Source organism: Pseudomonas sp. BF-RE-22 (assembly GCF_019956155.1).
Classification (GTDB): domain Bacteria; phylum Pseudomonadota; class Gammaproteobacteria; order Pseudomonadales; family Pseudomonadaceae; genus Aquipseudomonas; species Aquipseudomonas migulae.
In genome coordinates, this window is sequence record NZ_JAHBDD010000077.1 from 24,766 (window position 1) to 42,323 (window position 17,558).

At 61.1% G+C, this 17,558-nt stretch carries 18 protein-coding genes; 12 read left to right on the forward strand and 6 right to left on the reverse strand.

Annotated features, from left to right (window positions below; translation table 11 throughout):
* The first annotated feature begins 327 nt into the window (after positions 1-327).
* Genes KGA82_RS26220 through KGA82_RS26255 form a run of 8 tightly spaced genes read left to right on the forward strand, consistent with a single transcriptional unit; the run spans position 328 to position 6,561 of the window.
* Positions 328-1,530 (forward strand): PepSY-associated TM helix domain-containing protein, encoded by a 1,203-nt coding sequence (locus KGA82_RS26220; protein WP_008043032.1) that lies wholly within the window; start codon positions 328-330, stop codon positions 1,528-1,530.
* A complete protein-coding gene (locus tag KGA82_RS26225) occupies positions 1,527-2,069 on the forward strand; it encodes a hypothetical protein (protein ID WP_008032641.1) in 543 nt (180 codons plus the stop codon). Before KGA82_RS26220 ends, KGA82_RS26225 begins: the two co-directional genes overlap by 4 nt.
* Positions 2,066-2,395: a hypothetical protein gene (locus KGA82_RS26230; protein WP_008043034.1), complete on the forward strand. Its 330-nt coding sequence runs from the start codon at positions 2,066-2,068 to the stop codon at positions 2,393-2,395. The genes KGA82_RS26225 and KGA82_RS26230 overlap by 4 nt, the downstream gene beginning before the upstream one ends.
* The gene (locus KGA82_RS26235) at positions 2,392-2,964 is read left to right on the forward strand and encodes a DUF6162 family protein (RefSeq protein ID WP_223453102.1); all 573 of its coding nucleotides are present in this window, start codon (positions 2,392-2,394) and stop codon (positions 2,962-2,964) included. The genes KGA82_RS26230 and KGA82_RS26235 overlap by 4 nt, the downstream gene beginning before the upstream one ends.
* Positions 2,965-2,999: 35 nt before the next feature.
* Positions 3,000-3,926, forward strand: coding sequence for a metal ABC transporter substrate-binding protein (locus KGA82_RS26240; RefSeq protein ID WP_192227839.1), 927 nt, complete (start codon positions 3,000-3,002; stop codon positions 3,924-3,926).
* The gene (locus KGA82_RS26245; RefSeq protein ID WP_223453103.1) at positions 3,923-4,759 is read left to right on the forward strand and encodes a metal ABC transporter ATP-binding protein; all 837 of its coding nucleotides are present in this window, start codon (positions 3,923-3,925) and stop codon (positions 4,757-4,759) included. The genes KGA82_RS26240 and KGA82_RS26245 overlap by 4 nt, the downstream gene beginning before the upstream one ends.
* Positions 4,759-5,658, forward strand: coding sequence for a metal ABC transporter permease (locus tag KGA82_RS26250; RefSeq protein WP_003226663.1), 900 nt, complete (start codon positions 4,759-4,761; stop codon positions 5,656-5,658). The genes KGA82_RS26245 and KGA82_RS26250 overlap by 1 nt, the downstream gene beginning before the upstream one ends.
* Positions 5,659-6,561 (forward strand): metal ABC transporter substrate-binding protein, encoded by a 903-nt coding sequence (locus KGA82_RS26255; RefSeq protein ID WP_223453104.1) that lies wholly within the window; start codon positions 5,659-5,661, stop codon positions 6,559-6,561.
* 1,142 nt (positions 6,562-7,703) lie between these two features.
* On the opposite strand, the gene KGA82_RS26260 is transcribed toward KGA82_RS26255, so the two are convergent.
* The 5 genes from KGA82_RS26260 to KGA82_RS26280 all read right to left on the reverse strand — a co-directional run bounded on the left by KGA82_RS26260 (position 7,704) and on the right by KGA82_RS26280 (position 12,211).
* On the reverse strand, positions 7,704-7,931 hold the full coding sequence (locus KGA82_RS26260; protein ID WP_008033724.1) for an MbtH family protein: 228 nt from the start codon (positions 7,929-7,931) through the stop codon (positions 7,704-7,706).
* A gap of 82 nt (positions 7,932-8,013) precedes the next feature.
* Positions 8,014-9,426, reverse strand: a complete 1,413-nt coding sequence (locus KGA82_RS26265; protein WP_223453105.1) for an aspartate aminotransferase family protein — start codon at positions 9,424-9,426, stop codon at positions 8,014-8,016.
* Positions 9,427-9,503: 77 nt separating this feature from the next.
* Complete coding sequence (locus KGA82_RS26270) at positions 9,504-9,989, reverse strand: GNAT family N-acetyltransferase (RefSeq protein ID WP_223435027.1); 486 nt, start codon at positions 9,987-9,989, stop codon at positions 9,504-9,506.
* Between the two features lie 216 nt (positions 9,990-10,205).
* Entirely contained in the window at positions 10,206-11,531 is a 1,326-nt protein-coding gene (locus KGA82_RS26275) for an ATP-binding protein (protein WP_223453106.1), read from the reverse strand.
* Positions 11,528-12,211, reverse strand: coding sequence for a response regulator (locus tag KGA82_RS26280; RefSeq protein ID WP_008033711.1), 684 nt, complete (start codon positions 12,209-12,211; stop codon positions 11,528-11,530). The genes KGA82_RS26275 and KGA82_RS26280 overlap by 4 nt, the downstream gene beginning before the upstream one ends.
* 295 nt (positions 12,212-12,506) lie before the next feature.
* Between KGA82_RS26280 and KGA82_RS26285 the strand changes: the two genes are divergently transcribed.
* The 4 genes from KGA82_RS26285 (at position 12,507) to dsbG (ending at position 16,632) form a co-directional block, all read left to right on the forward strand.
* Positions 12,507-13,199, forward strand: a complete 693-nt coding sequence (locus tag KGA82_RS26285; RefSeq protein ID WP_223453107.1) for a hypothetical protein — start codon at positions 12,507-12,509, stop codon at positions 13,197-13,199.
* 84 nt (positions 13,200-13,283) lie between these two features.
* Positions 13,284-15,020, forward strand: a complete 1,737-nt coding sequence (gene dsbD, locus KGA82_RS26290; protein WP_223453108.1) for a protein-disulfide reductase DsbD — start codon at positions 13,284-13,286, stop codon at positions 15,018-15,020.
* Positions 15,020-15,886 carry a TlpA disulfide reductase family protein gene (locus tag KGA82_RS26295; RefSeq protein WP_008044449.1) on the forward strand — a complete coding sequence of 289 codons (867 nt, stop codon included), beginning with the start codon at positions 15,020-15,022 and terminating at the stop codon, positions 15,884-15,886. Before dsbD ends, KGA82_RS26295 begins: the two co-directional genes overlap by 1 nt.
* Positions 15,862-16,632, forward strand: a complete 771-nt coding sequence (dsbG, locus tag KGA82_RS26300) for a thiol:disulfide interchange protein DsbG (RefSeq protein ID WP_223453109.1) — start codon at positions 15,862-15,864, stop codon at positions 16,630-16,632. Before KGA82_RS26295 ends, dsbG begins: the two co-directional genes overlap by 25 nt.
* Before the next feature lie 96 nt (positions 16,633-16,728).
* Here the strand turns inward: dsbG and KGA82_RS26305 are convergent, their stop codons facing one another.
* Positions 16,729-17,541, reverse strand: coding sequence for an alpha/beta fold hydrolase (locus KGA82_RS26305; RefSeq protein ID WP_223435031.1), 813 nt, complete (start codon positions 17,539-17,541; stop codon positions 16,729-16,731).
* Positions 17,542-17,558: the final 17 nt, after the last annotated feature.

The window sequence follows — 17,558 nt, forward strand, 5'->3', positions numbered from 1 at the left end:
AGTGATCCCTTGGAACATGGTTCGTGTTGGATCAAGGCACACCCGCAACCTGTAGGAGCAAGCTTGCTCGCGATGGCGGTGTATCAGTCGCCATAAGGGTGACAGACACGGCCCCATCGCGAGCAAGCTTGCTCCTACAGGGTTATGCGTTCGTTCGCAGGAATACGAAACATTTACTTTCATATCGAGGTTCGGGATTTCTGATTCTCATTCGTCTTATATAGATGCAGGCGGTTCGCGTAGGCAAAAGCCACGACCGCACTTTTCATGGACCCCACGCTGGGAAGCCCGCAGCAGAGGCCCTCTCATCGATACAAGACCTTAATCATGTCGAAGAAATCCCGCTCAAAACTCTGGTTTCTGGTCCACAGCTGGCTGGCCCTGCCCATCTGGTTTTTTGTGCTGATCGTCTGTGTGACCGGCACGCTGGCGGTGATCAGCCAGGAAATCGTCTGGCTGGCCAACCCGCAGATGCGTGCCAGCCAACCTTCCGATGATGCGCCGCTGTTGAGCTATGACCAGCTCATCGCCGCGATCAAGCAGGCCGAGCCGCAGATCCTGGTCGAGAGCATCAGCCGACCTGACGAAACGCATTTCGCCCTGGACGTGGAAGTGACCTACCCTGACGGCCGTTCGGTGGTGGTCTACGTCAACCCGTACAGCGGCGTGATCCAGGGCACGGCCCCGCAATTCAACTTCAGGGCCTTCACCCGCGCCTTGCACGGTTGGTGGCTGGTGCCGTTCACCAATGGCTACAGCTGGGGCTGGTATTTGGTGTCGTTTCTCAGTCTGCCGCTGCTGGCTTCGCTGATTACCGGGCTGGTGGTCTACAAGCGCTTCTGGAAAGGCTTTTTGCGACCGACCCTGCGCCTGCGTCACGGCGCGCGGATTTTCTGGGGCGACTTTCACCGCCTCAGCGGCATCTGGTCGATCTGGTTCATCGCGGTGATTTCCGTCACCAGCACCTGGTTCCTGATCGAAGCGTTCATGTTCGATAACCAGATCACGATTTCCACCGCCCCGGTGGCGCCGGTGGTCCCGCGTGAGAGCGTGCCCCTCACCGCCGACGGCTCGCCGGCACCGATGATCAGCCTGGAAACGGCAATCCGTGAAGCGAAGGCACGCATTCCCGGCCTCGAAGACAGCTTCATCAGCCTGCCCGCCAATGCCTACAGCTACCTCTCGGTGGGCGGCCGCAGCTGGTATCCGCTGATGTTCCAGACTGCCGAAATCAACCCATATACCGGCGATGTCGCCGTGACCCGCCTGCTTTCGGACCGCTCGGGCCTGGAGCTGGTGACCGAATCGATGCGGCCGCTGCACACCGGCGATTTCGGCGGGCTCTGGATCAAGCTGATCTGGTTCTTCTTCGGCCTGCTCCTGAGCATGATGGTCCTCAGCGGCCTGCTGATCTGGACCAAGCGCACTGCGTTGGCCACTGCTAACGCCCTCAAGCGCAGCAACAAACGTCCTCGCGCTGCCGATGCCACTCACGTCACGAGCCACGACACCACGGAGGTCAGCCAATGAGCCTGTTCGCCGCCGAAAAACCGGGGTCCAGACTGAGCCGCTTCTGGCACAAATGGCGCTTCCACATCAACGTTTTGCTGTTGCTGGTGCCGCTGGGTTTCATGCCCAAGTACTTTGCCGATGCCGCGCTGTTTCGCGGGGACACTGGCCTGGGTGAGCGGGAAATCGGTGAAGTTCAGGTCGGGCCGTGGAGCCTGCGCCTGGCGGAACTTCGCAACGAAGCACCGCGGCCCGATGGCCCGGCCGGTTACATGAAGAGTTTCAACGCGGCGCTGTGCGACAGCTGCCGCGAGCAGGTCAAGGCGACTTACCTGCGCATCGGCAAACCGCGCAGCCTGCGCGCCGCCGGGGTGATTTTCTTCGGCACGCCCTACCGCATGGGCGCCATGCTGCCGATCCCGGAAAAGACCAAGGCCGACGCCGAGCTGTGGATCACCATGGAAGGCTGGGACGGCGCGATGCATCAAGCGTCCATCCCGCTGAGCCAGGCATCCCCCGCCACCCTCGAGTGGCTGAACAAACAAGGAGGCAAACCATGAGCAACGCATTTCGCCCTCTCCACGCCGCTTTGCTGGTGCTGTGCGCCGGCTTCAGCGCCAGCGCCCTGGCCCACAACCCGATGTGCGAGTGCAAGGCCATCGACGCCGAGCAGATCCAGTGCACCGGCGGTTTCTCCGACGGCAGCGGCGCACCGGGCGTGACACTGGATGTGATCGGCTACGACGAAACCATCCTGGTGCCGGGCAAGCTCGGTGCTGATTCCAAACTGACCTTCAAGAAGCCCAGCGCCGAATTTTATGTGCTGTTCGATGCCGGTCCCGGCCACGTCGTCGAGATCGACCAAGCGGACATCCAGGCCCCATGAGTACGCCAACGACACACGTCGTCCGCCCGGCTGGTGCCGGCCATGAAACCCTGTATGTATTGCTGCTGTGCCTGATGATCCTGGCGGTCGCCGGTTCGGTGGTCGCCTGGCGCCACGAGTCCCAGGAAATCAGCACCGTCAGCAGCCATCAACTGGATGCCCGCCGCGACCTCAGCGCCTCCGAGCAAGGCATCTACGCCGACCTGCGGGTGACGCTGGACGAGATTCACCTGCTGCGTCAGGAACAGCAAACCCTGCCGACACCCGAAGCCCTGGCGGACGAAGGTTTTGCGCCGTTTGCCCAGGACGCCAGTTCCGTCAGCCGTGGCGCGCATGCCTGGCAATTGCTCGACGCCAAGGCGTATTTCGGCCAGAGCCAGTCGTCCGCCGTGGCCGGTTCGTTTCTGATGCGCCTGACCGCCGACGACGATGCGCCAGACATCTGGCTCAACCGTGCCGCCGACCTCAAAGCCCCGGCCGACGTCACGGACGCCGCGCTCGAAAGCGCCGGCTGGCAGCAGATCGTCGCGCAATTCGATGCCGGCGTGACCCGCCAGCACCGGCACTGAACCCTCGCCTTCACCCGAGAGAAGACCGCTTTCCCATGCCTATTTCATCTCAACGTTCATTCTTGCGGCCGCTGCTGATCGGCCTGCTTGCCTTGCTGCTGACGCCACTGGCCAGCGCCGACGAAGCCAAGCGCCTGCGCATCGGCATCACCCTGCACCCTTATTACAGCTACGTGGCCAACATCGTCGGCGACAAGGCCGAAGTGGTGCCGCTGATTCCGGCCGGCTTCAACCCGCATGCCTACGAGCCCCGCGCCGAAGACATCAAGCGCATCAGCGGGCTGGACGTGATCGTGCTCAACGGCGTCGGCCATGACGACTTCGCCGACCGCATGATCGCCGCCAGCGAAACGCCGAACGTGGCCGTGATCGAAGCCAACGAAAACGTACCGCTGCTGGCCGCCACCGGTGTTGCCGCGCGCGGTGCCGGCAAAGTCGTTAACCCGCACACTTTCCTGTCGATCAGCGCCTCCATTGCCCAGGTCAATAACATTGCCCGGGAACTCGGCAAGCTCGATCCGGCCAACGCCAAGACCTACACCCAAAACGCCCGCGCCTACGGCAAACGCCTGCGGCAGATGCGCGCCGACGCCCTGGCGAAACTGACCCAGGCGCCGAACGCCGAGCTGCGGGTGGCCACGGTTCATGCGGCTTACGATTACCTGCTGCGCGAGTTTGGCCTGGAAGTGACCGCCGTGGTCGAACCGGCCCACGGCATCGAACCGAGCCCGAGCCAGCTGAAAAAGACCATCGATCAACTGCGCGAACTGGACGTGAAGGTGATTTTCTCGGAGATGGATTTCCCATCCACCTACGTCGACACCATCCAGCGTGAATCCGGGGTGAAGCTGTACCCGCTGTCGCACATTTCCTATGGCGAATACACCGCCGACAAGTATGAAAAGGAAATGACCGGCAACCTCAACACCGTGGTCCGGGCTATTCAGGAGTCTGGGCAATGACCGCTAAAGAAACACTCAGCGAATCCCCGGTGGGAGCGAGCCTGCTCGAGAAGGCGTCGAGTCAGCCGACATCATCGTTGAATGACACACCGCTATCGCCGGCAAGCCGGCTCCTACAGGGGGCGGGGCCGACGCTGGATTTTGCGGAGGTCAGTTTGACCCTGGGTCGCACGACGATCCTTGATCAGGTCACCTTCCAGGTTCAGCCCGGCAGCGTGCATGCGCTGGTCGGTCCCAACGGTGGCGGTAAGAGTTCGTTGATCAAGACCCTGCTCGGGCAGATGCCGCATCAGGGTCGCTTGAGCCTGCAATGGCCCGGCGAACCCGGGACCATCGGCTACGTGCCGCAAGCGCTGGAGTTTGATCGAGGCCTGCCGATGACCGTCGACGATTTCATGGCCGCCATGTGCCAGCGGCGTCCGGCGTTCCTCGGGTTGAGCAAGCATTACGCGGCAGCGATTGGCGAAGCGCTGGAGCGGGTCGGCATGCAGGACAAGCGCAAGCGGCGCATGGGCGCCTTGTCTGGCGGTGAGCGTCAGCGCGTGTTGCTGGCACAGGGACTGATCCCGGCGCCGCAATTGCTGGTACTCGATGAGCCGATGTCGGCCCTCGATGAGGCGGGCATTCAGGTGTTCGAACGGTTGCTCGGCGACTGGCGTCAGAGCGGGATCACCGTGCTGTGGATCGAGCATGATCTGGAAGCGGTCGGTCGACTGGCAGATCGCGTCACCGGGCTCAATCGCCGGGTGCTGTTCGATGCCACGCCGAAACAGGCGCTGACCCCGGAACGTTTGCTGACCCTGTTCTCGACCCATCCACGGAGCGCTGTCTGATGAGTTACGAAGCCTTTCGCTTGATGGTTCAGGGCTGGGCGTCTTCGGGTTATCTGCCTGAGGCGCTGGCCTATGGATTTGTGGTCAACGCACTGCTCGCCGGTTTGCTGATCGGCCCGGTGCTGGGCGGTCTGGGCACGCTGGTGGTGGTCAAGCGCTTCGCGTTTTTCTCCGAAGCGGTGGGTCACGCGGCACTGACTGGCGTGGCCATTGGCATTCTGCTCGGCGAACCCTACACCGGGCCCTATGGCAGCCTGTTCGGTTACTGCCTGCTGTTCGGCATTTTGCTGAATTACCTGCGTAACCGCACGGGTCTGGCGCCAGATACCTTGATTGGCGTGTTCCTGTCGGTGTCGCTGGCACTGGGCGCGAGCCTGCTGTTGATTCTGGCGGGCAAGATCAACGTGCATATCCTGGAGAACGTGCTGTTCGGTTCGGTGTTGACCGTCAACGGCAATGACTTGCTGGTGCTGGCCATCGTCGGTTCGCTGGTGATGGCGCTGGCCTTGCCGCTGTACAACCGCATCATGCTCGCCAGTTTCAACCCGCAACTGGCAGCGGTGCGCGGCGTCGCGGTGAAGACCCTGGATTACCTGTTCGTGATTCTGGTGACGCTGATCACCGTGGCGGCGGTGAAAGTCATCGGTGCGATTCTGGTGGGTGCGCTGTTGGTGATTCCGGCGGCGGCAGCGCGGTTGCTCAGCCAGTCGCTCAAGGGATTCTTCTGGTGCTCGGTACTGATCGCCACGGTCAGCACGCTGTGCGGGATTCTTGCGCCGATTGTGTTCGACCTGCCGATCCCGTCCGGCGCCGCGATCATTCTGGTGGCCGGTATCGCCTTCGCCCTCGCCGCCATTGCGCGCGGCGTCGTCCCCAGCCTGAAAGGGAACCTCGGATAAATGTCTTTTTCTCTGCGTCAACTGACCCTGGCCGTCGCCCTGTGCGGGCTGGTCAATACCTCGTTTGCGGCGGACAGCGCCAAACCGTTGCATGTGCTGGCGTCCTTGCCGATCACTTATGGTCTGGGCGAAGTATTGCTCAAGGGCACCAACGTCAACCTTGAACGCGCGGCGCCGGCGAACCTGCCTGGCAGTCGTCAGACGGCTTACTTCACCGGGCGCGGCGCGCCGGCATTGGCGAAACTGGCGACGGACGCCGATGCGGTGATTGGTCTTCGTTCGTTGTGGGCGGATGATCCGCTGTACCCGATCGCCCGGCGCAGCAATATTCGTATCGTCGAAGTCGACGCCGCGCGCCCGGTGGACGGCGCCCTGCCCGGCATCGCCGTGCAGCCGGGCAACAAGGTCGATGGCTTGAACAGTCAGCCGTGGTTTTCCAGCAACAACATGGGGCGCATGGCGGACGTGATGGCGGCGGATCTGGTGCGCCTTGCACCTGCTGCAAAGCCTGTGATCGAGGCCAACCTTGCGACATTGAAACAGCGCTTGCTCAAGTTCAGCGCCGACAGCGAAGCGCGGCTGGCCAATGCTGACAATCTGAGTGTGATGAGCCTGAGCGATCACTTCGGTTACTTGATTGGCGGGCTCAATCTGGAACTGATCGGTCTCGATGCGCGGCCCGACGCAGAGTGGACACCGGAGGCGCTGAAGCAACTGGGCGCGACGCTCAAGGACAATGACGTGGCGGTGGTGTTGCATCATCGGCAGCCGTCGGACGCGGTGAAAGCGGTGATTGCCGAGGCCGGGAGCCGGTTGGTCGTTTTGAGTGTGGACGCGGCGGACCCGGTGGCTGAGCTGGAGGGGAATGTGGATTTGGTGATCAAGGGGTTGAGTGGGGTTTAGCGTCGGCTGGACCGCATGATCATTCTCTACGGTGGGCGTTACACAAATCCCCTGTAGGAGCTGGCTTGCTGGCGATGGCGGCCTGATAGCTGGGCATTACTTTCAGGTGTACATATCCATTGCTGCGGTAACGGCTGATATTGGTTTCGCCCTTACGGCGAGTCACTTGGAAGAGCCCCAAGTAACCAAGGGCTCTTGCCCCTTTCGTTCGGTGCCTCGCTAAGGCTCGCCATGCCCTCGCTCCGGTCCTGCTCCGTGGGCCCGCCGCCATCGGCCATCCATGGCCGGGGGCGGCTAACCCGGCATCCTTGCCGGGTTGCCCACTACGCAGAACCTCCACTCGGCCTCTCGAGGGGGCGCTCAGATCAAAAGCGGAAGGCGAGCTAACGCTCGGCCTGATGAGTGGTGAAAATCAAAAGCGTATGGGATTCCCTGTAGGAGCCGGCTTGCCGGCGAAAAGCGTCTGGACACCGCGTTCATTCAGACACCCCGCGTTATCGTTGACGCCCATCGCTGGCAAGCCAGCTCCTACAATTTTGAATCGTGTGAACCCAATCCCCGTGTAGGAGCCGGCTTGCTGCGGGCGGCGTTCCGACGATGGCGTCCGTTCAGTCAACAAACAGGTGTCTGACCCACCGCTATCGCCAGCAAGCCGGCTCCTACAGGGGGAAGCGTACGATCAAAGAGCCAGGTCGGCTGGCAGGCCGCCTCGCTTTGGCTTTTGATTTTGCTTTGGCTTTTGATCTGCCCCGTCGGGAGGCCGAGTGGAGGTTCTGCGCAGTGGGCACCGCGGCAAGGATGCCGCGGTAGCCGCCCCCGGCCATGGATGGCCGATGGCGGCGGGCCCACGGAGCAGGACCGGAGCGAGGGAACCCTGAGCCTAGGCGAAGGGCCGTACGTCAGGGGCAAAGCCTTTTGGTTCCTTTTTGGCGTTTGAAAAAGGGACTCGCCGTAAGGGCGAAACCATCAGCGGCCGTTACCGCAGGAATGGATATGTACACCTGAAAAAAATTCGGCGCCTGACACAAAGCCATCGCCGGCAAGCCAGCTCCTACAGGTCCTGCGTACAGCCAGACAAACTCTAGGCGCAAAAAAGCCCGCTGACCCTCTCGGTCCAGCGGGCTTCTTTTTGCGCGAAGACTTCAGTGAGCCACAGCCGCCTGCTCTTCCATCTTCTTGCGCAAACTCAGCGGACGCATATCGGTCCAGGTTTCTTCGATGTAAGCCAGGCATTCCTTTTTCAGACCACTCTTGCCCACGGTGCGCCAGCCCTCCGGCACGGCCTTGTAGTCGGGCCAGATCGAGTACTGCTCTTCGTGGTTGACCACGACCTGAAAGAGGATGTCCTCGCGGTCGAATACTGACGTCATGGTGTCTCTCCATCGCTGTAAGGATGGGCTGCACTGCGTGCGCAGCCGTTATGTAGAAAGAACGTTGCGGGGCCCGGAAAATTTAGAGGCTGGCAGTGGCAGCAGCCATCGCCCGGCCAAAAATCTCCGCCACCCGATCGATTTCCGCAGCGCTAATCACCAGCGGCGGCAGGAAGCGCACCACGCCGCCATGCCGACCGCCCAGCTCAAGAATCAACCCACGCTTGAGGCATTCACGCTGCACCAGCGGCGCCAGTCGAGCGAAGATCGGAGGATGACCTTGCACATCCGGCACGCCGGCCGGGTCAACCAGTTCGACGCCAAGCATCAAGCCACGACCGCGAATATCGCCCAGTTGCGGGAAGTCCCGCTGAAGAATGCGCAAGTGTTCGCTCAAGCGCTCGCCCATGGCGGCAGCGTGTTCGCAAACCTTGTGTTCGGTCAGGTAACGCATCACTGCGGAGCCCGCCGCCATGGCCATTTGGTTACCACGGAAGGTCCCGGCATGCGCGCCCGGCAACCAGGTGTCGAGCCAGTCGCGATACACCACCACCGCCAGCGGCAAGCTGCCGCCGATGGCCTTGGACATCACCACCACGTCCGGAATGATCCCGGCGTGCTCGAAAGCAAACATCTTGCCGGTGCGGGCGAAACCGCTCTGGATTTCGTCGACGATCAACGCCACACCCGCCTTTTCGGTGATGCGACGCAGACCGCGCAACCAATCGAGATCAGCCGGGATCACCCCGCCCTCGCCCTGAACCGCCTCGACGATCACTGCCGCCGGCAATTGCACACCCGCCTCGGGATCGTTCAGCAGGTTTTCCAGGTAGTTCAGGTTGACCTGCACGCCCTGCGCGCCGCCGAGGCCGAACGGGCAACGGTAATCGTAGGGATACGGCATGAACTGCACGCCACTGCTGAGCAATGCGCCCAACGGTTTTTTCGGCCCCAGGCTGCCCATCAGGCTCAACGCGCCCTGGCTCATGCCGTGATAACCGCCCTGGAACGACAGCACAGTGCTGCGCCCGGTGGCGGTGCGCACCAGTTTCAGCGCGGCTTCCACGGCGTCGGTGCCGGTCGGGCCGCAGAACTGGATTTTCGCTTGCGCAGCCAGGGCTGGCGGCAGCAGGCCAAACAGGTCCTGGACGAATTGATCCTTGACCGGGGTGGTCAGGTCGAGGGTGTGCAGCGGCAGTTCATCGGTCAGCACTTGCTGGATCGCTTCGATCACCACCGGATGGTTATGCCCCAGGGCCAGCGTTCCGGCGCCGGCCAGGCAGTCGATGAAGCTGCGGCCCTCAACGTCTTCGACATAAATGCCCTTCGCGCGCTTGAGTGCCAGGGGAATGCGTCGCGGGTAGCTGCGGGCATTCGACTCCTGCTGGCTCTGGCGCGCCAGCAATGGCGATTCGTTGAACTGATAAAGCGTTTCGGCCGGCGCCGGAGCGATCCGGGCCGACTGATCTTCCATAAGGCTGGTAGCGACTGACATCTCTCGACCCCTCAATAAGGTTTTCCTGTTCTGGAAACGCATCAGGGCGCCAAGGATTTAGACCCTTGCCCGGCTTTCTATGAAGGCGGGGTCAGGCCCTTGTGCATGGGGATGGCACGAAGCCCGGCTACGGTGAAGGTTTCGGCACAGGGCTGATAACCCAGATGCCGGTAAAAGGCTTCGCTGGTCCGGGTGCTGTTGAGTCGAACCTGAGCCAGCCCGTTATCGATCAGCCAGCCTTCAAGGTCGCGCACCAGCGCTTGCCCGACGCCACGACGAAACCATTCCGGCTGCACGTAACAGAACGCAAGCTTGCCGCTGATCGCCGCCATCGCTACGCCGACCGGTTTGTCCTGCAACAGGGCGATGTTCAGGTACAACCGTTGGTCGGTCAGCCACGGTTGAATGTGTTCGACGGTTTTGTTGTGGGTCCAGGTGGCGACGGTTTGCGGGTCGTTGCGATGGTCGAGCGCGCAGCCGACGCGGATGGAACGCTCGACGATCCGGCTGATGATCCCGGCGTCGGCGGGGGTTGCCTTGCAGATGTGTAGAGGGGTTTCCATGGCGCTGTAACCTCAATCCATTGAGAAAAAGCTGCCGGGGACGATAGCGCTGGTGACCGTCGGAACGCCAATGGCGAGACGTTACATTTGATGTGCAACAGCCCCCCTGTAGGAGCAGAGCTTGCTCGCGAAGACGTCCGTACAGTTAACATCAACGTTGAATGTACGGACGCCTTCGCGAGCAAGCTCTGCTCCTACAAGGATGTATGTCGTTTGTTAGACCGTTTGCAACGGCATCGTCAGCTCGACCCGCAAGCCATCCGGCCGGCTGTCGAAATGCAGCGTGCAGCCACAACGCTGAACAATCGCCTGGACAATCGCCAACCCCAGACCGCAGCCGGTGCTCTGTCCGTTGCGCCAGAAGCGTTGGGTCAGGTGTTGCATATCGTCCTCGGCAATGCCCGGTCCATGATCGCGCACGACGAACTGCACGCGGTTGCCGGTGGTTACCAGGCTCAGTTCTACCGCACCGTCGTTCGGGGTATGGCGCAGGGCGTTGTCCAGCAGGTTGCGCAACGCCGCGATCGACAGCACCGCCGGCATTTGCACCGGCGCGTGGGAGAGCTTCGGCGGCAGCTTGAATTGGATCCGCTGACGATCACCGCTGGCGGCATCCTGAATCGCCAGTTTCGCCACTTGCTCGGCGCTGCATTGCACACCGTCGTCGAACGACAGACTGCCCTCGACCCTTGCCAGCAACAACAATTGCTCAAGCGTGCGGTGCAGACGGTCGGCGCCCTCTTCGGCCCGTGCCAGGGACTGATCCCGTGCCGCGCCATCGGTCATGCGCGCCACTTGCAGGTGGGTTTTGATGGCCGTCAGCGGGCTGCGCAGTTCGTGGGCCGCGTCGCCGGTCAGACGGCGTTCGCGCTCGATGGTCTTGCCGATGCGCTGGAACAGCTGGTTCTGAGTGTCCAACAACGGTTGCAACTCACTGGGCAGCGGCTGAATCTGCAAGGGTTCCAGCGAGTCGGCACTGCGACGCATCAAGGCATCGCGCATGCGGTTCAGCGGCGCCAGGCCCTGGCCGATCCCCAGCCACAGCAGGCACAGGCAACCCAGCAACGCCACGCCCACCGGCACCGACGCGGCCAGCAGGATCGACATGTTGAGCGCTTCACGTTCGATCTGCCGATCCGCCGTGGTGATGCGCAGATCGCCACGGGCCAGGGTGAAACTGCGCCACGGCGCGCCGTCGATCATCTGATCGTGGAAGCCCATTTTTTCGGCTTGCAGTGTTTGTTGTGGATCGGTGTGGCTGCGGGCGAGGATTTCGCCGCGCAGCGAGCTGACCTGACACGCCATCCCGCCCGGAATATTCAGTTGTTCCGCACTGAAATGGGTGCCCTCGCCCTTGGTCGGCAACGGCGGCAGTTGCTCCATCAGGCCGGCGACCATGCGCGCCGATGCCACCAATCGCTGGTCGAGAGAAAACATCATCTGGTTGCGCAGGTCGCTGAGCATCCAGGCCGCTGCCAGGGCCCAGATCAGCGCAAATGCGGCGCCGAGCGTCAGGCTCAGGCGCAAACGCAGGCTCATCACTTTTTCACTTCCTCTCCATCATCGGCCGGCCCCAGGCGGTAGCCCAGGCCGCGCACGGTCTCGACAATGCCATTACCCAGTTTGCGCCGCAGGTGATGGATATGCACGTTGAGGGCGTTGCTTTCCAGTTCGTCGTTGAACCCATAGACGCTGTCTTTCAACTGCTCGGTGGACAGCACCCGGCCACGGTTGTGCAACAAGGCTTGCAACAGTGACTGTTCGCGACGGGAAAGGTCCACCGGCTGACCGCCAAGCATGGTTTCGCGGCTGCTCGGGTCGTACGTCAAGCGGCCGTGTTCGATCAGGTTGACGCTGCGCCCCGCCACCCGTCGCAACAACGTGTGCAGGCGTGCGGCGAGTTCGCGCAGGTCGAACGGCTTGAGCAGGTAATCGTCGGCCCCCGCTTGCAGGCCGTCGACGCGGTCGGTCACCGAATCCCGGGCGGTGAGGATCAGCACCGGAATCTCCAGGCCATGATGGCGCAACTGCTGCAATAGCTTGAGCCCGTCTTCATCCGGCAGACCGAGGTCGAGCACCATCACGTCGAACTCGGCGACCTTGAGCATGGCCCGGGCCTTCGAGGCAGTGTTGACGTGCTCCACCGTCAGGCCCTGGGCAGTGAGGCCGGCGACAATGCCGCTGGCGATCAGCTCATCGTCTTCGCAAACCAGTACGTGCATGGGTGCTCCAGGAGAAAAAACGCGAGTCAATCAGGTGAGGATTAAGGCGCAATTATGGCAACTGTCGTGGCCGACGAACAGCGCAGCTTTCTGTCATCCTAATTAAGCCAGCCTGTCAGACCAACTTAGTTTCATGGCGAAACAATCAACTCTAAAATTCTTATTATAAAAAATACTTACCACGATAAGCTTACCCCCACAGCAAAACATGCAATACAACAATCAACCACACAAACCCAAGAAGACTTTATCAAACTGAAAGAATAGTCTTCACCCTGCTGAAAGGAGTCAGCCCATGCCAAACCTCAACAACTTCGTCGCCATAGATTGGCGCTCTGGCAAAGACCGTATTTACTTCTTCTTCAAAGACACGAACACATACACTCGATTTGATCTGGGTGATCATCGAGTCCCTGACGACTTCCCCAGAGAAACCACGCAATCCTCATGGCCCGGTTTTCACCAAAACGCCGAACATTTGCGGTTCGGCTTCACCACCACAGACCTGGACAACAGCGACGGATCTGACGACTTCGCCTGGTTGTTTTATTACCACGGCGAGATCCCGATGGTTTGTAAATACGACCAGGATCAAGATAAGGCAGTGAAGTACTATCGCGTTGAAAGTTCGATATGGGCACCCATACTCCCTTACTTCGACCGCATCGTAGCGGGGACCTGGTGGCAACTTGGGGGCAAAAAATTTCTGTTTCGATTCCTCCTCAATGACGGATACTACCTCTCTTTTGACTATCTAAAAAACCGACTGATCCACGAAGAAATCACCGCCACCTCAATGCCAGGATTAGAACGATTCAAACACCGAATCATTACAGCTGCACAAAACGATAGAACGTTTGCCGACAGCCACTACTACATCTTCCTGAATAGAGGCCAATTTCTCATCTACAACGTCCAGCAAAACCGACTGCAATCCGGTCCACACGGGATGAATGACGAGGCTTGGCCAGGTCTGTTCCGAGACTGAGTCCACATTGGGGCAGCGGTTAATCATCGGTTAATCGCCGCCCCACATTGTGCACCTCACTTGCACAGGGACAAGGCTTACCCAATGCGTCGATTGTTTTTGTTTTTTGCACTCTTGATCTCGGGTCTGGCCCAGGCAGGGACCAATCCGTTCGAAACCAAACCTGAATTCCTGCCAGTGGAAAAAGCGTTCGTCTTCACGTCCGAGCGCCTTGAGTCGGGTGAAACGCAACTCTATTGGCAGATCACCGACGGTTATTACCTTTATCAGAAACGCCTTAAGTTCGATGGGTTGCCCGCTGAGCTGCACCCTGTGTTACCTGAAGGCGAGTCTCACAGTGATGAATTCTTCGGCGATCAGCAGGTTTATCGCCAGGGCCTGGAGCTGAAGATCCCGGCGGGCGCGACCGGCCAGATCAAGGTCGGCTTCCAGGGCTGCGCCGATGCCGGATTGTGTTATCCGCCGCAAACCCAGGTCGTGGATCTGGGCGGCAGTGTTGTCGCTTCGGCGGCCAATGAAGCGCCGGATCAAGCCCTGGCCAGCAGTCTGCAACAACGGGCGTTGGGTTGGAGCTTGTTGGTGTTCTTCGGTCTGGGCCTGCTGCTGGCCTTCACCCCTTGCTCATTGCCGATGCTGCCGATTCTGGCCGGTATGATCGTCGGCAGTGGCGCGACGCCCAAACGCGGATTTGCCTTGGCCACCAGCTATGTCGTAAGCATGGCGCTGGTGTATGCGGCGATGGGCGTTCTGGCGGCGCTGCTCGGTGCGAATTTGCAGGCACTGCTGCAAAACCCTTGGTTGCTGGGCAGTTTCGCCGCCGTGTTTGTGCTGCTGGCGTTGCCGATGTTCGGCTTCTTCGAGTTGCAGCTGCCCGTCGCCGTGCGCGATCGGCTGGAAAACGTCTCGCGCAATCAGCGCGGTGGCAGCCTGATTGGCGCTGGTGTGCTGGGCGCGCTGTCCGGTCTGCTGGTCGGTCCGTGCATGACCGCTCCGCTGGCCGGCGCCCTGCTCTACATCGCGCAAAGCGGCAATGCGCTGCACGGCGGGTTGATTCTGTTTGCCATGGGCATCGGCATCGGTGTGCCGCTGTTGTTGCTGGTGACCGTCGGCAACCGCTTCCTGCCCAAACCCGGGGCCTGGATGAACCTGCTCAAAGGCGTGTTCGGCTTCCTGTTCCTCGCCACCGCGTTGTTGATGTTGCGCCCGGTACTGGATGAGTCGCTGTGGATCGGTCTGTGCGGTGCGTTGTTACTGATTGCCGCCTACAGCGCCTGGAAGCAGTCGCAAGGTTTCGGGCGGGTCGCGCATCTGTTCGGTGCCAGCTCATTGCTGCTCGGCCTGTGGGGCAGTCTGTTGATGATCGGTGCGGCGGGCGGCGGTGATGACCTGTTGAAACCGCTGCAGGTCTATAGCGCCGCCAATGCGGGCAATGTCGCCCGCCCGGTCGGCCACGAGGCTTTCACCACAATCAAGGACCCGGCCGCTCTGCAACGGGAACTCGATGCCGCACAAGCTCAGGGCCAATGGGTGCTGCTGGACTACTACGCCGACTGGTGTGTGTCGTGCAAGGTCATGGAAAAACAGGTGTTCGGCCAACCCCGCGTGCTCGACGCCTTGAGCGATGTGCGCTTGCTACGGCTGGACGTCACCGCCGACAATGCCGCCAGCCGCGAACTGCTTGGCCGTTATAAAGTGCCGGGGCCACCGAGTTTTCTGTGGATCGGCGCCGATGGCATCGAACGTCGCAGCCAGCGCATCACCGGCGAGGTCGATGCCGACACCTTCCTGCAACGCTGGACCACCACCCGAGACGCCCGTTAATGCTGACTTTTACCCTCGGCACGTTTGCCATCGCGCTTAACCACCTGCTGCTGATCAGTGCCCTGGCGCTGGCGACGTTTGTCGGCTGGCGGGCGGCCAAGCGTGGCGGTGAAAATCCCGAGTCGGTGCTGTTCAGCCTGTTCCTGCTGGGCATGCTGGCGGCCCGAATAAGTTTCGTCGCGCTGTACTGGAAACATTATCGTGACGATCCGTGGCAAGTCATCGACCTGCGCGACGGTGGCTTTCTCGCCTGGCCGGGTGTGATCGCGCTGCTGCTGGCCGCAGTGTATCGAGGCTGGCGTCAACCGGGTTTACGTCGCCCACTGGGCTTTGGCGTAGCCAGTGGCCTGGCGTTCTGGTTGCTCGCGACGTTCTCCCTGAGCATTTACGAACAAGGCACACGCCTGCCGGACATCACCCTGCGCAACGCCGCCGGTGAAACGGTGCAACTGGCCGACTACAAGGGCGGGCCGCTGGTGATCAATCTCTGGGCCACCTGGTGCCCGCCGTGCCGCCGGGAAATGCCGGTGCTGGAAAACGCTCAGCAACACCGCCCGGACCTGACCTTCCTGTTCGTCAATCAGGCGGAAAGCATGCAAAGCGTCAGCACCTTTCTGGAAACCCAGGGCCTGAGCCTGTCCAACGTACTGTTCGACGGCAGCGGTCGATTGGGTCAGGCCGTGGGTTCGATGGCATTGCCGACTACGCTGTTCTATAGCCCTGACGGTCGCTTGCTGGGCAGTCATCTGGGTGAACTGTCGGACGCCAGCCTGGCCCGCGCCCTGGAAAACTTTGACACCCCGAATCCGGCCACACCGTCCACTTCTTCAAGGAAACTGCCATGCCCCGCCTCCGCCACCTGCTGACGCTGACCCTGGGCGCCGCCCTGCTGCACCTGCCGTCGGTACAGGCTGCCGAAGAATTGCCCGAAGCGATCAAGAAGATCGAAGTCAAGGGCGCGAAAATCGTCGGCCAGTTCGATGCGCCCGATGGTTTGCGCGGTTATGCCGCGCAGTACCAGAACCGTGGCATGGCGCTGTACCTGACGCCGGATGGCAAACATGTGTTGCTGGGCAATTTGTATGACGCCGACGGCAAAGACCTGAGCAGCGCGCCATTGCAGAAACTGGTGTACGCGCCGATGGCCAAGGAAATCTGGGGCAAGATGGAAGCGAGCAACTGGATCGGTGACGGCAACAAGGATGCGCCGCGCGTGGTGTACCTGTTCAGCGATCCGAACTGCCCTTACTGCAACGTGTTCTGGGAACAGGCGCGGCCGTGGGTGAAGGCCGGCAAGGTGCAGTTGCGGCACATCATGGTCGGGATCATTCGTGAAGACAGCCCGGGCAAATCCGCGGCATTGCTGGCCGCCAAGGATCCACAAAAAGCCCTGCAAGACCACGAAGGGGCTGGCAAGGCCAGTACGCTGAAGGCGCTGAAAGAAGTACCGCCGGCGATTCAGGCGAAACTGGCGGCGAACATGCAGTTGATGGAAGACCTGGAATTGCAGGCCACGCCGGCGATTTTCTACATGGACGACAAGGGCGAGCTGCAACAGCAGCAAGGCGCGCCGTCGCCGGACAAACTGGTGAAGATTCTCGGGCCGAAGTGAATTCACCGGCCCCTTCGCGGGCAAGCCTCGCTCCTACAATAGATCGCGTGCTTCTGTAGGAGCGAGGCTTGCCCGCGAAGGCGTCAGCAAGATCGACTAATTTTTCCGGGCTAGAAACTCCAGCAACACCTCAGTCACAAACCGCGGATTCTCCAGATTGGAGATATGCCCCGCCTCCGGCACCAGCACATACGGGCAACCGATCAACTCGGCCATTTCAATGGTTTCCGACGGTGGTCGCGGCTTGTCCTGATCACCACACATCACCAGCGTGGCCTCAGCCTCCAGCTCGCCCAGTCGCGGCAACACATCATCGCGCCCAAATGTGATCCGCCCCATCGGCACGATACTTTCGCGCAGACGCTCTGGCGGCAGCGCAGCCAGTTTTGCGCGGAAATCCTGATAAAGCGCCGACTGCGGGTCTATGCCCGGACGGAAGAAAATCGGCACGACGATGTCGAGCAGTTGCGGTGCAATCACGCCGCTGTCTTCGATCTGTTTGAACAGCGAGAAATAGTATTGGCGAGTGGGTTCAGGTTCGACACCGACGTAGGTGTCCATCAGCACCAGGCCGTTGATACGCTGTGGAACCGACAGCGCCAGGCGCACGCCCCACATGCCACCGACGGAAAGACCGACCAGCGTGACACGGTCGATGTGCAGATGATCGAGCAAGGCCAGCGCCTGACGTGCAATGTCATCCAGCGATTGCGTGCCTTCGGGTAGCGAGCCTGACTCACCGTGGCCCCACAGGTCCAGGGCGATGACCCGGTATTGCTGCGACAGGGCGGCGATCTGCGGCGCCCACATGGTTTGGTCCCAGAGGTAGCTGCCGGCGAGCAATACGGCAGGGCCGGTGCCTTGATCGATGTAGTGAAGGGGTTGTCCGTCAATCGTAACGAAGGGCATTGACTGTTTCCTTTGTG

Bases quoted from the DNA above. Each gene is read 5' to 3' on its own strand.
- KGA82_RS26220 (WP_008043032.1), top strand. From the start codon at position 328: ATGTCGAAGAAATCCCGCTCAAAACTCTGGTTTCTGGTCCACAGCTGG.
- KGA82_RS26225 (WP_008032641.1), top strand. From the start codon at position 1,527: ATGAGCCTGTTCGCCGCCGAAAAACCGGGGTCCAGACTGAGCCGCTTC.
- KGA82_RS26230 (WP_008043034.1), top strand. From the start codon at position 2,066: ATGAGCAACGCATTTCGCCCTCTCCACGCCGCTTTGCTGGTGCTGTGC.
- KGA82_RS26235 (WP_223453102.1), top strand. From the start codon at position 2,392: ATGAGTACGCCAACGACACACGTCGTCCGCCCGGCTGGTGCCGGCCAT.
- KGA82_RS26240 (WP_192227839.1), top strand. From the start codon at position 3,000: ATGCCTATTTCATCTCAACGTTCATTCTTGCGGCCGCTGCTGATCGGC.
- KGA82_RS26245 (WP_223453103.1), top strand. From the start codon at position 3,923: ATGACCGCTAAAGAAACACTCAGCGAATCCCCGGTGGGAGCGAGCCTG.
- KGA82_RS26250 (WP_003226663.1), top strand. From the start codon at position 4,759: ATGAGTTACGAAGCCTTTCGCTTGATGGTTCAGGGCTGGGCGTCTTCG.
- KGA82_RS26255 (WP_223453104.1), top strand. From the start codon at position 5,659: ATGTCTTTTTCTCTGCGTCAACTGACCCTGGCCGTCGCCCTGTGCGGG.
- KGA82_RS26260 (WP_008033724.1), bottom strand. From the start codon at position 7,931: ATGACGTCAGTATTCGACCGCGAGGACATCCTCTTTCAGGTCGTGGTC.
- KGA82_RS26265 (WP_223453105.1), bottom strand. From the start codon at position 9,426: ATGTCAGTCGCTACCAGCCTTATGGAAGATCAGTCGGCCCGGATCGCT.
- KGA82_RS26270 (WP_223435027.1), bottom strand. From the start codon at position 9,989: ATGGAAACCCCTCTACACATCTGCAAGGCAACCCCCGCCGACGCCGGG.
- KGA82_RS26280 (WP_008033711.1), bottom strand. From the start codon at position 12,211: ATGCACGTACTGGTTTGCGAAGACGATGAGCTGATCGCCAGCGGCATT.
- KGA82_RS26285 (WP_223453107.1), top strand. From the start codon at position 12,507: ATGCCAAACCTCAACAACTTCGTCGCCATAGATTGGCGCTCTGGCAAA.
- dsbD (WP_223453108.1), top strand. From the start codon at position 13,284: ATGCGTCGATTGTTTTTGTTTTTTGCACTCTTGATCTCGGGTCTGGCC.
- KGA82_RS26295 (WP_008044449.1), top strand. From the start codon at position 15,020: ATGCTGACTTTTACCCTCGGCACGTTTGCCATCGCGCTTAACCACCTG.
- dsbG (WP_223453109.1), top strand. From the start codon at position 15,862: ATGCCCCGCCTCCGCCACCTGCTGACGCTGACCCTGGGCGCCGCCCTG.
- KGA82_RS26305 (WP_223435031.1), bottom strand. From the start codon at position 17,541: ATGCCCTTCGTTACGATTGACGGACAACCCCTTCACTACATCGATCAA.